This is a genomic window from Paenibacillus sp. JGP012, assembly GCF_014203995.1.
Taxonomy (GTDB): domain Bacteria; phylum Bacillota; class Bacilli; order Paenibacillales; family Paenibacillaceae; genus Paenibacillus; species Paenibacillus silvae.
This window is the reverse complement of the sequence record NZ_JACHKG010000003.1, coordinates 278,608-295,445: the sequence shown is the minus strand read 5'-3', so window position 1 is coordinate 295,445 and position 16,838 is coordinate 278,608. Positions and strand designations below refer to the sequence as shown.

Below are 16,838 nucleotides of genomic sequence, written 5' to 3'. Positions count from 1 at the left end.
CGATTAGCCACAAGTATTTCTCAAAATATGTATACGTCCCCGTCTTGCTACCAGCTTGCTCAGGTCAAAAAAGTGCAATGCAGTTCAAATAAGTGCTGTGCATTTAATCTCCACTGGCTCTCTCACTACCGTTTAAAGTAAAAAATCATACAGGTTCTGGTCAATTCCGTTTATATCCTCTCCCTGTATTCTCCATTACAATATCTTCAAGTACAACATTTATTCATGACAACTTGAATCTGAGGGGGAACGCTAATGAACAAAAAGATGAAGCTTCTGGTGCTGTCCATGAGCATGTCCGCTCTGCTCGTTGCAGCGTGCAGTGATGGAGGAAAGAAAACACCGACGGATGCTGATCAGGACGACACAGGGGCGGTCACCATTCACACCGTAACGTCTGAATACAGCTCGGCAAAATATCCAAAGGGCGACGATATTACGAATAACGTCTGGACGCGCCGTTACAAAGAGAAATTAAACATTAACGTCAAAACGGACTGGGTGAGTGATGAATATGAAACCAAATTGAATTTGGCTATCTCATCCAATGAGCTGCCTGATGTATTTCGCGTAAATCCTTCTCAGCTGCGTCAGCTGGTTGAGGCCGATATGGTCATGGACTTGACGGAAGCATTTGAACAACATGCCTCGGAGAGACTCAAATCATATATGAAAGCGGATGCAGACAGCTATGAATCAGGGAAAAAAGACGGCAAGCTCTACGGCATCCCGCAGATGCATTGGGGGTTGATTGATCAGCCGGACTTTATCTGGATTCGCAATGACTGGAAGGAAGAGCTCGGACTGCAGGACCCGAAATCGGTAGATGATATTGAAAATATTGCTCTCAAATTTATGGAAAAACACGGTGGATACGGTATCGCTGTAGATCAATCCCTTGACTATCTGAACCTGCTTGCCATTGCCTGGAATGCACATCCAGACATGTGGATTGATGACGGCTCGGGCAAACTGACCTACGGCTCCATTCAGCCCGAGATGAAGGCCGCGCTTGCGAAATGGGCCGATTGGTACAAGCGGGGCATCATTGATCCGGAGTTTGCCATCAAGGACTTTAATGCGATGAATGCAGACATTGTCGCGGGCAAAGTCGGCGTTCAGCCCTACTATCAATGGTGGGGTTATAACCCCGGTGTTGATACGGTCGCGAACCTGGGCAAGGACGCCATCTTCTATCCATATCTCATTCCAACAGTGGATGGCAAGGAAGCGAAGCAGTCTATCTTTTTTGCAAACAACAATTACATCGTCATGAAAAAGGATGCTGCCAACCCGCAGGCAGTGATCGAGATTCTGAATGATTATGCCTATATCGTTGACGAGGGCAACGGCAAGGAATCACCCGAGACTCTGTCCGCCCTGCTGGACAATGATATTGCACATGTCGTTGGCGCATTCCGTGTGCTTAACCCGAACTCGGACTATGAGCAGTATGAGGCCGTATCCAAGGCTCTGGAAACAGAGGACACCAGCGGGCTTACTACTTCAGGGATGTGGCAGAAATATAACAACAGTGTGGAGTTCAAGAAAAATGCTACACCGGGATCGGTTGGTGATTATTTGCAGCAGGGTGCTCCCAAAAATGCATATGGTCTGGCGAAAAAAGTGCTCGACAGTGAGAACTATATCAAAACGGCACTCTGGGGAGTATCCCCCGAAGCGCTGTCCAGCTATGGCACAACCCTTGATGATATTTTGACCGAAGGTTTTACGAAAATCATTATGGGCAGTGAAAGCATTGATTATTTTGACGTTGTGGTACAGAACTGGCGTGCAGCCGGCGGGGATACTGCGATTGAAGCAGTAAACGAGGCCTACGGCAAATAGAGCATCTGCAGTGTGAATGCCGAGGGGTTGAGCCTGTTCTCACCCCCTCTTTTTGATAAAAGGTACAACTGATCTAGTTATGCCGAACGGAGGAACAGTCATGCTGAAAAAATGGAAGCAGCAAAGTCCGTATCACCTCATGTTAATTCCCAGCGTCGTGCTGGTATTTATTTTTAGCTACATCCCGTTCTATGGGCTCATTATTGCGTTTCAGAAATATAACCCCGGACTTGGCTTCAGCTCTCCCTGGGTCGGATGGGATAATTTCACACATGTATTCAACCAACCTAATTTCATAAGAACGATCTGGAACACCCTTTACATGTCCATCTTCAAGATGATTGGGGGTATCGTTGTACCGGTTGTATTTGCGCTGCTGCTGAACGAGGTGATGCATAACGGAATCAAACGCACCTTTCAGACCCTCGTGTATATCCCTAATTTTCTGTCATGGGTTATTATGGCGGGCATTATGCTGGACATTCTGAGTGCTGATGGCATCGTGAACACATTTCTCAGTCTGTTTGGCGTTAAACCGATCTCCTTTCTTGGCACACCTTCCATTTTTCCATGGACGATGATTGTGAGTGATATCTGGAAAGGCTTTGGTTTTGGCACCGTTGTCTATTTGGCAGCCCTGACCAGCATCGACCCCGGATTATACGAAGCCGCAGTAATCGACGGGGCCAAACGCTGGAAGCAAACGATCTATATCACCCTTCCTCTCCTGATGCCAACGATTGTTTTGATGTCGGTTTTATCACTGGGGAACGTGTTAAATGCCGGATTTGATCAGATTTATAATCTCTATTCACCTGTGGTGTATCAGACCGGGGATATTATTGATACTTATGTGTACCGTCTCGGTATTCAGCAGGCACAATATTCGATTGCAACCGCAGTTGGTTTGTTCAAATCGGTCATTTCCTGTATTCTGGTCGCTGTTTCTTACATTCTGGCTTATCGCGTGGCAGGTTATCGTATTTTCTAAGGAGGGCACATTGGCATGGTTTATGATAAAAGTATAGGCAGGCGTCTCTTTCACATTTTGAATTACACGATATTGCTGACCATCTCACTGCTCTGTGTCCTGCCGTTTGTGAATTTACTCGCCGTGTCCTTCAGCAGCAGCTCGGCAGTGTCGGCGGGCAGTGTGACGTTCTGGCCCATAGAATTCACCACGAAGGCTTACGAGTTTGCCTTATCTGGAGGGGCATTTTATTCCTCGCTGTGGGTTGCAATTCAGCGTACCGTTCTGGGCACACTGGTCAATCTGGTGTTGATTGTGCTCACAGCCTATCCGCTCTCCAAAACCAAACAGAAGGTTGCGGGACGAAACCTCTACATGGGCTTTTTCATCGTAACGATGCTGTTCAGCGGCGGTTTGATTCCTACGTATCTGGTTGTCGTCAAAATGGGTCTGATTAACTCCATCTGGTCTTTGATTCTTCCGGGAGCTCTGCCTGTGTTCAGCATGATTATTCTGATGAACTTTATTCGAGGCCTGCCTGAAGAGATCGAAGAATCAGCCATCATTGACGGGGCTGGCCCCTTGCAGGTACTGATTCGAATTATGCTGCCACTTCTCAAGCCGGCTCTCGCAACCGTTGGTTTGTTCAGCATCGTGGGGCATTGGAATTCCTGGTTTGATGGCATAATTTATATGAATAATCCGGCGAATTATCCTTTGCAGAGTTATCTGCAAACGCTGCTTCAAAGCTTCGAGCAGATGATGCTGAAATCCGGATCAGACTACACCCATCTGCTGTCTATGATGAATGCAAGAACAGGACGTGCAGCGCAGATGTTCCTTGGTGCAATCCCGATCCTGCTGATCTATCCTTTCTTGCAGAAATATTTTACCAAAGGTCTGGTGCTTGGCAGTGTTAAAGGTTGAGGAATTCAATAGTATCATCACGGGCTTACTATATAAATTGAGCTAAATATTTTACACCATCCACTCCGATGACAGAATAACCTTCCAATCGCTGTTATCCCCAGATTTTTGCGATCCCCTTCTCTAAAGGGGAAAATCCGGTGATAAAGGCGTAGCCTGTGCTTTCGATGCAGCTTTCTTTCAGAAAGCTTTTAGCTCTGCTTTTCCAGGTTTTTTCTGTCCTCTCCGTTAACGTGTAAAGTGCTGCAAGCATACAGAGAAGGCCCGCAGATTCGTCTGCAGGCCTTTTCTTCATTTTCTTCCACACTTAACCTCAAGAAGAGGTCATTATTATCGTATAAACGTCTTTCCCTTAAAGTCGAAGGTTATTCCTCACTTGTTCTCTGGCAAACAGGTGATCGCAGGCAGCAGGATCGTAAATGTAGTTCCTTTTCCAATCTCACTGTGCGCCTTTACCCCGTACGGACTCCCGAAATGAAGCTGAATCCGGCGCTGCACGTTATAAAGTCCAATGCCCCGCCCGCCGCTTCCGGGTTCGTTTCTGTCCTCCATCAGACTTCGAATCGTATCCGCGTCCATACCTGTACCGTTATCACCAACTTCAATACAAATCTCGCTGCCCTGCGGCTGGATTCGAATGGTGATAACCCCATCCTCTTCCACCTCCGCCAGACCATGAAAGAAGGCATTCTCAACAATAGGCTGCAAAATCATTTTGGGCATAACATAATCCAGTAATCTCTCTTCAATCTCATACCTCATCTGGATACTGCCGTAATATCGAACCTTCTGAATGGTCACGTAATGCATAATGTGATTCAGCTCCTCCCGAATTCGGACAAGACTGCCATCCGACCTCGTTGCATATCGCAGCATGGAGATGAGTGCATCGGTCATATCTACGATCTTGTCAGCATGCTGCATGGATGCAATCCACTTCACAGAGCCCAAAGTGTTATACAGAAAGTGCGGGTTGATCTGGTCGTGCAGCGCCCGCATCTCGGCTGCAGCCTTCTCAACCTCCTCCTGCTGCATTCGTTCAACCATACGTTTCAATTCATGAGACATGCGATTAAACCGGGTCGACAGATGACCGATCTCATCACGAGAGCGGATATCCTGTACATGCTCGAACTGTCCCTTTTCGACGAGCCGAATGTTGTTCAGCAGCTTTTTGATGGGCCTTGTTATCACATGAGACAGGAAAACAGAAATGACTGCGGCAAAGAGTGACATGACGATCGCCAAGGTTACGAGATTGCGGCCTAAAATTTTGCCATCGGCGGTCAGCTCTTCAAGCGGCATATAGACATATGTAGTCCATTTCTGCTGACTGAGCGGGCTCGTCACGACCACATTATAGGCTTCGGGCGGGCGAACGTTATCCCGAAACAAGGTGCCGATCAGCTGCTCATTGACGTTGTACACAATCTTCTCATCTTCGTCGATAATCATAAATCTTGAGCGAAGCCCTTCCTGCAGGTTGCGGTTGACGATCTCAATAAACTTGATATCAATGCTGACAACGATGACACCAAGCAGCTTCCCGTTAGATACATCATGAATCTTTCGGGCATGGGATACGGCGAGCACTTTATTTTCCAGCTGCTTGTCCAGCCGGGTGGTTAACGTAATCGTTCGATCATCATCATGCATGAATTTTTTGAACCAAAGCTCGTTTCTGACGTTAAAGGCGGGGTCAATCGGTTGGTGTGGACTTACAAACAGGTCTTGTCCCCCGTTCATATTATACAGATAGATGGAAAATACACGATCCTTCATCATAATGTAATTCATGAGGATGTTGTATGCAGCGATCTCATTGTTTTCATCACCTACACGCAGAAAATCCTGAATAGGAAAGCTGCCTTCATGGGTAGCCGATAAGCTGTCACTGAGACCATTGCTCGCAAGCAGGGTGATTTTTTCAATCTCCTTCAGAAACTCGTCGATGCGAATATTGGTCTGTTTGGTCAAATCAGTGAGCAGAGTTGTATAATTTTGCGATAACAAACGTTCAGAAGAATAATAGGAGTTAATCGTCATCACGAACACAGGAAAAATAATAACGATGATGCAGATCACCATAATTTTGTACTTGATCTGGAAAGGCCGGGTATGCTTCATTCCTTACACCTCTATCTGATGTAATATCCATTATTCGGGTTCGCGATTAGTTCACATGCTGCTGCTCCCGATATTCCTCTGGCGTAAGACCCGCATTCTTTTTGAAAATTTTACTGAAATAGGTGTAGTTGTGGTATCCCACCTTATCGGCGATTTCATATACTTTCAGCTCTCTATTGAGCAGGTAAGCCTTCGCGTGTTCAATACGAACCCGAGTCAGGTAAGAGATGAAGTTCTCCCCCTTCTCTTGCTTGAACAATCGACTTAAATAGGACGGGTTCACGTTAATCTGGCTGGCTGCACTTTGCAGCGAAATATCCTCTGCATAATACTTGTGAATCAGATCAATGGCGAGGTCTGTATAGGAAAGCTCCTGTGCAGATTGCGAATAAGCATGAAAAGTATCTAACATATGAGCTACGACGTTGTCATGGATTTCGTGCCAGCACTCTCCATGCAGTACAATTTCATAAGGTGATTTCCTGGAAACGGGGAGCTTGCTTCGTGATGAAACGTGTAATAAGTGAGCATGCATCGTCTCCATCATTACAATGTACTGCTTGCGAACACTGCTCTCATCCGCTTGCATGGTCATCAGTTCAGAGCGAATTTCATCCATAAATTGCTGCATGCCCTCCTTGTTCTGGCTGACACAAATCTTTTTGAACCGCTGTTCCTGCTCTGTGTTCAGCATAATGACAACCTCTTGCCTGCCTGGCTGCTGTCGTACATCCTGAACATGTAAAATCGGATGAGCACCAGCGAAAAATCGTTCTTCTAATGCGGCCTCTGCTTCCTGACATGCCCTGCGTATCATTGTAAAATCAGAAACAACCGAGCTTACACCTGCTGTAAGAGACAGGTTCATGAAATCTTTTAAAGAGGACATTATTTTGCGAATAAGTTTGTCCAGATCAGTCTGTGTGGCTTTCACGTCAGATTCGACGCTTGAACCTGCGTTCACCACAACCCAGTATTCGGATGAGCTCTCCACAAAAATCTCCTTGGCCCACCGGGAAGGAATTACTTCCTCCATAATGTTAAGGATAGAGAAACGAAGCAGCTTCTCCCCTTTTTCAATGTACTTGCGTTTGACCTGCTCCACATGATTGACGATGAATTTGATGACGACCAGATCGTCTGACTGAATGCGAAACTGAAGCTCCTCTGCTTTGACTAACATGTCGTGATTAGATATGAATCCGCTTACAACATCCTGGAAAAAGCTATCCTTCAAATATCGGAGGCTCTTCGAATAATCTGCTGCCGCAGGCGGGAAACCGTGTATAAGCTTCTGTTCACTCTGCAGCTTCTCACGAATCGTCTCCAGCAGTTGGATGAGAGAATATTCGTTGATCTCACTTTTGATTAGGTAATCTGCAGCACCAAGCTTTAGTGCCCTTTTCACATAATGCAGCTCGTCGAAATTGCTGAGAATGACGTATTTGCAATGTTTTATTTTATTGGACTTGGACGCTTCCTGAATCAGCTGCAGTCCATCCATGACAGGCATTTTAATGTCGGTAATGATCAGGTCTGGAGCCTTTTCCAGCGCCATCTCCAAGGCTTCTCTGCCATTGCTGGCCTCACCCGCCACGCAAAAGCCGTGCTCTTCCCAATTCAGCATGGAGCGAATGCCCACACGCATCAGCAGTTCATCTTCCACAATGATCAGTTTATACATGTACTTCCTCCCAAGTTGTTATTTATCATGAGTCTTCGCCCTGAGCAATGCAAACATCAGACAAATGTGTTCCATCTTGTAAAGTATTCGGAGTTGATGCTGGAAATCTCCTTTAAAAAAACATAAAACGATTAAAAGACCGCCGAATTCGGCGGTCCTGGGTTTGCAGAGACATTACATGTATATTTGATATCTTGTGTATTTTACCATTTAAAAGTCATAGCCACTTTCTATATAAATTGAACTATTGATTTACACTAAAACGGAGAGGAGGTTGTTCTGTCATCGGAGTGTCCGTGTAAACCATCTTTAGTTCAACTTATATCGCTCATTAGTATCGACAATGCACACTTTGGCTCCATCCACAGACTAACCTGCTCTCCTTCCTGCATCTCCACCATAATCTGTTTGCTTTCCTGCCCGTCGTTGAACAGGACCAATGCTGTAGATCCGTCCGTGTTGCGAAAAGCAACCGTGAATACTGCTTCATCACTGGAGATGGATTGAATCTGGACTGCTTTGGGGCGGATAAACATACTGAAGTGCGCCAGCGCATAATAATCGAGCGTATACACTAGCTCGCCGGTTTGCTGGTTGATCTGTATGATCCCCCGGCAAGTGCTCCGTCCAAAGCCAGGCACAGTAGGCCCATTCTGCTCATCCAGTGCCATATTCCATAAAATCATGGACTTGCTGTAATTTCGAAGAATCTGAATACCTGTTCGTATCACATTGGAGAACGCCTGTTCAAATGGAGGTATCCATTCGCCGCCAGACCCTTCTGTGAAATGCACCTCTTTACCTGCAAATGCTTCATATACCTGAGTCTGCGCAGCCGCATTGCCGCCATACCAATGCCAGGCGACCCCATCGACGGCTTCCCCCGCCTGCTCAAGCACCGTGAGCGGATAGTCCGGGCGATCCCAGTTATGGTCATAACAGAGGATTTTGGTGTGGAGGTTATTGCGTACGAAAGCAGGCTTCAAGTGGTGCTGGATAAACTCGGCCTGTGCTTCGGCAGGCATCAGCATGCCGGGGTAATGCCCAGGCTCATACAATGCTTCATTTTGCGGTGTAACGGCATAGATAGGCAGACCGTGCGCTGCGTAAGACTGAATGTACTTTACAAAATACGCTGCATATGCCGAATACCACTCGGGCTTTAACTGTCCTGTAATCATCGACCCGCTTGTTTTCATCCAGCCTGGTGCGCTCCATGGCGAAGCAAACAGCTTTAACTCAGGGTTGAGAGCCAGCGCCTGGCGGGTTAACGGAATGATATCTGCTTCATCATGGGCAATGGTGAACCCGGATAAATCCGGGTCAGTCTGATGTTCCGGCAGATCATTGTAACTATAGACCGTGCGTGCAAAATCCGAAGCGCCCATCGGATTGCGGATCACAGACAAACCTATGCCTTCCACAGGATGAAACAGTCGTGTCATCACTTCGTCCTGCTGTTCCTCAGTTAACTTCTGATGCATCAGATAGGCAGCGGCATCCGTAAACGAAGCGCCGAAACCATCCATCTCCTGATACGTTTCACGATCATTTAATCGAACGCTTACAGTTGAAGCGGCATTGGCTGTGCCCGTATTTTTTGACATGTCAGCACGGCATTGCTCCAGACTTACGGACCGAAACAGCTCATTCTCACTTGTAGTCCTGTATATTTTATATGTGGTCATTGCGCAGCTCCCTTTCAGGTGTGTATTATGAGACGGTTTTTGTTTTCAGCTTACTGAATGCCTAATTTCTCTTTGTTCTGCTTCATCTTCTCGCTGCGAATCTTCACAATGTCCGGCCAGCGATTCTCTTCCAGAAATGTCTGGTACGCAGCAAGCGCATTATCAAACGAGGCATCGTCTTTGGCCCGCAGCATACTGACAAGCGTAGAGTTCCACTTGGTCTGGATCGCTGACAGCGCACGGGCTTCGGGCGTTCCCAGATTTGGATTAATATTTTCCAAAATAAAATGTGGCGTCAGCTTGCCTTTGCCCCATTCCTGCATCTGCTTGATGGCCTCGGGAAAAGCATCAGCGCTCAGTGCTTTATGACGGTCATGACCAAAGAACATAAACTCGCCCATGCGGTAATCCTTTTTGAATTGATCCGCGTTATGCAGCTGCAGGTCCTTCACCGCAGGGAGTAATTCCACCGTACCATCTGCTTTTTTGGTAAACGTCTCTCCTTCAATGCCGTAATTCATCAGCATCTGTCCTTCTTCACTCAACAAATAGGTGAAAATCTGGATGGCCTTTGCCGGGTCCTTGCAATCCTTGGAGATAAAGTTGATCATCCAGCCTGTAATTCCGGATTGATTCAGCGTTGGTGCATGCCCCTTGGTGCTCTGCGGCCCGTCAATGGCAATATACTCCTTGCCTTCATTAGCACTCATATAAATCTGGAGATTTCCTCCCTGTTGAGGTGTGCCATCCAGCAGCATCGTAGCATATTTGCCCGACTTGACCTTCTCTTCAAAAGCCGTCCCATCATCCGCAAAGCTGTCGTCACTAATATTGCCATCTCTGTACACAGCGTTTATTGTTTTCAGCCAGGTCAGGTAGTCTTCGTCCAGATTACGATCGTAGAACTCGCCAGTGTCCGTCTCCAGCGGCACGCCGATAAAATCCTGAAGTGTATCGCCCAGTGAACCTGTGCCTTCACCAATCGCATTAAAACCAAATGGAATTAAGGAAGGGAACTTTTCCTTGATCTGCTTCATGACACGCTGGAATTGCTCGGGTGTGCCCATAACCGGACTGCCCAGAGCTTCATATACATCCTTACGAATGATAAACGCCGTTTTCGCTGGAATGTTACCGCTATCATAATCCTCTTGCGTGTTCGAATAGTTAGGGTAACCATAGGTTTTACCGTCCTCCTGCTGGAACCAGTTCAGCGTGTCCGCAGCAGCAACCTTATTGAAATATGGATCATATTTCTCGGCCAGTTCATTCAGGGGCATCGCCCAGGTGGATGCCTTATGCACCACGGCTGAATTGGAATCAAACACCGTCAGCAGATCAGGCATATCTCCCCCTGCAAAAAAGGTATTTAATTTCGTGTCATCTCCCGTGATGAACTTGATATTAATATTCAAATCCTCCTTGATTTTCTTCGTTACAATGTCTTTGCCAAAATCTGTATTCCACCAATCTGCATTCACATACCAGGTCAGATCGGTAGCTTCTTGCTTCTGGTCCAGCTGCCAGGCAGGCTTATCCGGATCAACCGTATAACGGTCTTCAATGGAAATCCAATTGCCTTCACCCGTACCGCTGGAGCCGCCGCTGCATCCGGTAACCATGAGAACTGCCGCCAGCAGCGCTGCAAAGCCCCTTACTCCTTTTACTTTGGACCATTCATGAGAATTGAACATGTGTTTGCCTCCTCATTATGAAATGCAAATATGCAGATGTATTGGGTTGCTTCGTTATTCCTTTACCGCTCCAAGCATCATTCCTGATATAAAGTATCTTTGAAGTAGAGGATAGATCAGCACAATGGGCAGCGTTGTAATTACAATCGTGGCGAGCTGCACCCCTTTGGTTGTTGTTTCTATGACTGCTGATCCGCCAATGTTTTGCATGGATTGTGTCTGTGACTGGACAATAATTTCATATAACATCATCTGAAGCGGATATAACGATTGATCTGTGATATACAGCTTGGTGGTCATGAAGTCATTCCACTGGCCTACCCCGTTAAACAAAGCAATCGTTGCCATCGCCGGCATCGACAGCGGAATAAATATTTTCAGAAAAATATGCCAGTCTCCCGCCCCATCCATCTTGGCTGATTCCTCGAGAGAATCGGGTACATTGCGGAAGAAGTTCATCAGAATAATGACATCATAGAAGCTGAACAAGGCGGGTATGATGTACACCCAGAAGCTGTTGAGAAGACCAAGGGATTTGATCAAGAGGTATGTTGGAATCATTCCGCCGGAGAAAAACATCGTAATGACACCCATCGTGACGTATAATTTGCGGCCGCGCAAATATTTCTTGCTTAAACCGTAGCCAACCATGGCACAAAAGAAAACATGTGTTGCTACACCGATCGTTGTTTTGGATACAGAGATAAAAAATGCCTGCCAGATGCTGGAGTCGTTGAACACAGCTCGATAGTTTTCCAGCGAGAACTCGGGGGACCAGAAGATAAATCCACCTTCTGCGAGGGCTCTGCCGGAGCTAAAGGATGAGATGATCACATTCCAGAGCGGAACGACAATCACAATCGTACATAACAGCAGCAGCATGACATTGACGGTATCGAAGACCCGGCTGTCCAGATCTTCCTTTGCCACCTTTCCGTTCACGGGGAGGCCTCCTTCTACAGCACTGATTGATTGTCATTCAGTTTGCTTGTAATTTTGTTTGCGGTGACGAGCAGAATGACGGACACGATTGAAACACCCAAACCTACTGCGGTTGCATAGGAAAAATCACCCTGTGACATCCCCATGCGATAGACATAGGAATTGATCACTTCCGCCTTTTCACGGTTTTGTGAATTCATCAGCACCAGCGTTTGATCCAGATTCGAGCCAAGCAGACCGCTGACCGTCAGGATCAGATTCAGACTGATGATGGATTTCATGTTAGGCAGCGTAATGTTCCATATTTGCCGCAGCCGGCTGGCGCCATCTATTTTGGCAGCCTCGTAATAGGTCGGATCAATCTTTGACATAATGGCGAGATACAGAATCGTACCCCAGCCTGCTTCTTTCCAGATATCGGACAGCGTTGCAATCCACCAGTACTTGCCCGCGTCCAGCAAAATATTTTGCGGTTGGGAGATGATGCCTAGTCCAACCAGCAGCTCATTGAACAATCCTGTCGTGGAGAACCAGGTAATCAGCATGCCGCCGAGTACAATCCAGGAGAGAAAGTGAGGTAGATATGAAACCGTTTGCACAAATTTCTTGAAGCGTCCGCTATTCAACTCATAAATCATGATGGCCAATATGATCGGGATGACAAAGCCGATCCCCAGCTTCAGAAAGCTGATACCAAGCGTATTGACGACTGCGTCCCAGAAATATTTATCAGACAGAATAATTCTGAAATTATCCAGGCCAACCCAAGGTGCAGTAGAAAGGGTATCAATAACAGTGTAGTTTTTGAAAGCAATGGTCAACCCATAGATAGGTATGTAGCAGAAAACAATCATAAAGATTATACCGGGTATAACCATGGATTGAATCTCCCATTGCCTGGTGTAATCGGCCCAGAATGCCTTAAAGCGCTGGGCTAACGGCGGTTTGCATCCGGGCTGGTGAGGCTGCTGCTTGTTTGCCGCGGTGGTCAGATGACTCATTGTATTCGCTGCTCCCCTCTGCTTATATAAGTTTAGTCACTCTACAATAAAAACGTTTTTATTTTGCGCCAAAAAACTCCTTTCCTTGGAATATATAAGTTGAACCAGAGATTTTACACCGTGCACTCTGACGGCAGAATAATCTGGAGAGCAGCAGTTATGCTCGTGTAAACAATAGTTCAACTTATTTAGATTGGAGAAAATAACGGCATCAAGCTTCATCCGTATTAACGCACGTCTCTTCGGTCCATTTTCACATGGCTTGAACCTCTTACAATAAGCTCTCCCGCAAGCTTCTGTGCGACTCCTTGCTCCTGCCCCTTGATCATATGGACCAATTGAGTAACCGCCAGAATTCCCTGTCTTGCAATCTGATTCCGTACCGTTGTTAGTGGCGGAGAGTAATACTGAGCAATATCAATATCGTCAAACCCCACCACACTGATATCACTCGGAACCTCATAACCATGTGCTTTCAAGGCTTGAATGCAACCAATTGCACTCAGGTCATTGCCGGCCAGGAAAGCATCAGGCAGCTTGCCAGGTTGCTGATGAATGAAGGATTTGATAGCACTGTAGGTGGCTTCCTCCTCGAAGTAGCCTTGAATAATGCAGTCCTCATCGACAGGCAGATCATATTCACGCAGCGCCGCCAGATATCCCTCTCTCCGCTGCACGCTGTCAAACATCGTATCCACACCGCAGATATAGGCGATTTTCTTGTGCCCGAGCCCGATCAAATATTTGGTGGCTTCGTAGCTGGCAACGTACGAGTCAAAAATAACACTCCCCATGCGTTCACTTTCATATTCACGGTCGAGAAACACGGCCTTGATCTTGTCTTTCTCCATAGACAGAATGTCCTGTTCATCAATTCGAAGCTCTTCGTAAATAATAACGCCATCCACCCGTCTGCCCAGAATATTGCTCATAATGACATGTTTATCCCGGGTAACAAATACATTCAGTCCATATCCGAGACGGTCACATTCACGCGACATCGCTTCAACAAGCTTGTAGAAATAAGGCCCCGATACACTCGTAGTGAAAAAACCGAGCATTTTGGTCTGTCCCGATTTCAGAAGTTTGCCATTCAGATTCGGTATGTAGTTCAGTCGCTCCGCCACTTTAAGCACATGGGACTTGGTCTCCGGGTTCAGTACATCCACGCCATTCAACGCATTCGAGACGGTAGAGATCGACACGCCAGCTTCCCTTGCCACATCTTTAATTGTGATTTTTCCCATAAGTTCCGGTTCCTTTGCTATAAAAACGTTTTAATACATTCAAAATAGCATAAAACCGTTTTCATTACAACCTTAAACTTACGAAATTACCCAAAAAGAAAACCGCTGATCGGGAGTGATCAGCGGCACATGATCTCAAGCATTGCATACTGCCAAAGCTCTGAGCATTCATAAGGTTCATGCGATGTCGTTCATTCTATTCAAATGAGATAATATACGTTTGTCCTTTTTGCGTTGGCACGCTTATCTGATCGTCTTTCTCCGCATGTGTCTCTACTTCCGTTTCATGGAGACGCACCTTCAAGCCAGCAGTAGACTGCAGGTAGCATACATTACCTTTATGTGAGAGAATTTCAGCTTCAATCAGCTTGCCATTCTCCCAGCGAAGGCTGACCTCGAACCCGCCCCTTGCTCTCAAGCCTTTGACATAGCCTGTAGACCATCGCTCTGGCAGTGCGGGCAGGAACTCCAAATATCCTTGATGGGATTGCAGCAGCATCTCGGCAATACCAGCTGTTGCTGCGAAATTACCGTCGATCTGGAACGGCGGGTGAGCATCAAACAGGTTGGCATATACTCCGCCCTGCTCATGTTTGCCTGGCTCATGCGCCTTGACGAGGGTCAGGAGATTAGAGATCAGCTGCTCGGCACGGCTGCCTTCTCCGAACCTGGCCCATAGACCGATTTTCCAGCCCAGACTCCAGCCTGTTCCGCCATCGCCGCGAATTTCAAGGGAAGTGCGGGCTGCACGCATCAGATCAGGTGATTTTTTGTGCGTAATCAGCCTTCCAGGGAATACACCAACCAGATGGGAAACATGGCGGTGCTGCGGATCTTCCTCAGTGAAGTCTTCACTCCACTCCTGAAGTCGTCCCTGTCCATCGATTTGCAGTGGAAGCAGCTGCGCCCTTTTTGTCCGCAGAAGTTCAACGAATTCGCTGTCCGTGTGCAGCACTTCTGCTGCCTCAATACAGTTATCGAACAACTCGGCGATAAGTGAAATATCCATGGTCGTTGCTTCGCTGACCGCCGCCTGTTCACCATTAACGACAAATTTCATCTCAGGTGATGTGGAAGGTGATGTAATGAGGTGTCCTTCTTTATTTTCGATCAGCCAATCCAGACAGAACAGAGCAGCATCCTTCATAATCGGATAGGCCGTTTCCTGCAAGAACTGTTTATCTTCCGAGAATGCGTAATGCTCCCACAGATGCTGTGTCAGCCACACGCCGCCCATCATCCACAGTGCCCATACCGGATCACCTGCGCCATAATCTCCAACCGGAGCCGTCTGTCCCCATATATCCGCATTGTGATGAGCAACCCAGCCTCGAGCTCCGTAGTTGATCTCGGCGGTTTTGCGTCCATTGACTGCAAGCTTGCCAATAAAATCAATCAGCGGTTGATGCAGCTCGGCCATATTACATGTCTCCGCAGGCCAGTAATTCATCTCGGCGTTAATATTTAACGTATAGTTGCTGCTCCAGGGAGCCCGTGTATCCTGGTTCCAGATGCCCTGAAGATTCGCCGGCAGTGTACCGGGTCTGGAGCTGGCAATCATCAGATAACGGCCATAGTTGAACAACAGCTCTACCAGGCCTGGATCACTGCTGCCGTATTTCTCAATCCGTTCATCTGTAGACATGTTCTCAGGTGCAATGCTGTCACCCAGATGCAATTGAACACGATTAAACAACGCCTGGTGGTCCTCAACATGACGTTGACGCAGATCCTGGTAATCATGTGCCATAATCTGCTTTATGACGTCTGCGGTTTTTGCCTCGGGAGAGATCAGCTTGTCACTCCCCCGCTCTCCTGCCCCATAACTCGTAGCTCCTGCAAAATAGATCACTGCTTCGGTAGCATCAATGATTTGCAGCTCAGTACCGTTTGTAAGCAGTGTGCCGCCCCGATGAGAAACTGCAAGTCTGCCATGGAAGGACATCGCTTGTGTAGAAGCGGGGTCTCCATAACGTACAGGAACTTCAACATCATGATAGTTGGGGGATACATATTCCGGAGCTGTACCCGACAACTCGAATTGAGAATTAGCAACCGAGGTTGTATGTCTTAAAGGGCTGCCCAGTCGAGTACGGAAGCTTAATCTTCCTTCCTTGCTCGCTGTCAAACGAATGACGATGCCTTGATCGGGATGTGAGGCGAATACCTCTCGATCATAACGCACGCCACCGATTTCATAGGAAACGCTTACAACGCCTGTTGACAAATCAAGCTTGCGTTGATATGTTTTCCGCTCACATAACTGACCATGCTCCATAACCAGCTCCAGATCACCGAATGGAAGGTATGATTGTGTGAAAGGCCCCATCATTTTTTTACTCAGCAGATCAGCCTCTGCATACTGTTTATTCGCAATCAACTCTCTGATCCGAGGCAATACTTCCCGGGCCTCCGGGTTGTTCCAGTCCTGAGCATATCCTGACCATAACGTATCCTCGTTTAATGCAATGCGTTCCTTTTCAATACCGCCAAAGACCATTCCGCCCAGCTTGCCGTTGCCGATAGGCAGTGCTTCAACCCAATAGGTGGCTGGAGAACCAAACTGAATATTCATGCTGATTGTTCCCTCCGAATGCACTTGTATTTTGGAGATGTTCTGATAACTTGTTCAGCAATCATTATATCTTTCAATTCAAGGAGAGGATATATATTTTGATAAAAATGGTGTGGAAAAACTTAAACGAATTAC

11 protein-coding genes are annotated in these 16,838 nt (G+C 46.9%); 3 read left to right on the top strand and 8 right to left on the bottom strand.

Annotation, left to right across the window (positions count from 1 at the left end):
* Positions 1-255: 255 nt before the first annotated feature.
* The 3 genes from HNR77_RS06085 to HNR77_RS06075 all read left to right on the top strand — a co-directional run bounded on the left by HNR77_RS06085 (position 256) and on the right by HNR77_RS06075 (position 3,745).
* The gene (locus HNR77_RS06085) at positions 256-1,848 is read left to right on the top strand and encodes a type 2 periplasmic-binding domain-containing protein (RefSeq protein ID WP_184181719.1); all 1,593 of its coding nucleotides are present in this window, start codon (positions 256-258) and stop codon (positions 1,846-1,848) included.
* 100 nt (positions 1,849-1,948) lie between these two features.
* A complete protein-coding gene (locus tag HNR77_RS06080) occupies positions 1,949-2,839 on the top strand; it encodes an ABC transporter permease (RefSeq protein ID WP_111272945.1) in 891 nt (296 codons plus the stop codon).
* Between the two features lie 15 nt (positions 2,840-2,854).
* Positions 2,855-3,745, top strand: a complete 891-nt coding sequence (locus tag HNR77_RS06075; protein WP_184181717.1) for a carbohydrate ABC transporter permease — start codon at positions 2,855-2,857, stop codon at positions 3,743-3,745.
* 372 nt (positions 3,746-4,117) lie between these two features.
* On the opposite strand, the gene HNR77_RS06070 is transcribed toward HNR77_RS06075, so the two are convergent.
* The 8 genes from HNR77_RS06070 to HNR77_RS06035 form a co-directional block, all read right to left on the bottom strand.
* Positions 4,118-5,872, bottom strand: coding sequence for a cache domain-containing sensor histidine kinase (locus HNR77_RS06070; protein ID WP_184181715.1), 1,755 nt, complete (start codon positions 5,870-5,872; stop codon positions 4,118-4,120).
* 46 nt (positions 5,873-5,918) lie between these two features.
* Positions 5,919-7,556 carry a response regulator gene (locus tag HNR77_RS06065; protein ID WP_184181713.1) on the bottom strand — a complete coding sequence of 546 codons (1,638 nt, stop codon included), beginning with the start codon at positions 7,554-7,556 and terminating at the stop codon, positions 5,919-5,921.
* A 314-nt stretch (positions 7,557-7,870) separates the two neighbouring features.
* Positions 7,871-9,244: a glycoside hydrolase family 30 protein gene (locus HNR77_RS06060; protein WP_184181711.1), complete on the bottom strand. Its 1,374-nt coding sequence runs from the start codon at positions 9,242-9,244 to the stop codon at positions 7,871-7,873.
* A 50-nt stretch (positions 9,245-9,294) separates the two neighbouring features.
* Positions 9,295-10,938, bottom strand: coding sequence for a type 2 periplasmic-binding domain-containing protein (locus tag HNR77_RS06055; protein WP_184181709.1), 1,644 nt, complete (start codon positions 10,936-10,938; stop codon positions 9,295-9,297).
* Between the two features lie 54 nt (positions 10,939-10,992).
* Positions 10,993-11,880 (bottom strand): carbohydrate ABC transporter permease, encoded by an 888-nt coding sequence (locus HNR77_RS06050; RefSeq protein WP_111272952.1) that lies wholly within the window; start codon positions 11,878-11,880, stop codon positions 10,993-10,995.
* Between the two features lie 14 nt (positions 11,881-11,894).
* Positions 11,895-12,881 carry an ABC transporter permease gene (locus HNR77_RS06045; RefSeq protein WP_184181707.1) on the bottom strand — a complete coding sequence of 329 codons (987 nt, stop codon included), beginning with the start codon at positions 12,879-12,881 and terminating at the stop codon, positions 11,895-11,897.
* A 227-nt stretch (positions 12,882-13,108) separates the two neighbouring features.
* Positions 13,109-14,128 carry a LacI family DNA-binding transcriptional regulator gene (locus HNR77_RS06040; protein WP_184181705.1) on the bottom strand — a complete coding sequence of 340 codons (1,020 nt, stop codon included), beginning with the start codon at positions 14,126-14,128 and terminating at the stop codon, positions 13,109-13,111.
* Positions 14,129-14,324: 196 nt separating this feature from the next.
* Positions 14,325-16,703 carry a glycoside hydrolase family 95 protein gene (locus HNR77_RS06035; RefSeq protein WP_184181703.1) on the bottom strand — a complete coding sequence of 793 codons (2,379 nt, stop codon included), beginning with the start codon at positions 16,701-16,703 and terminating at the stop codon, positions 14,325-14,327.
* Positions 16,704-16,838 lie beyond the last annotated feature (135 nt).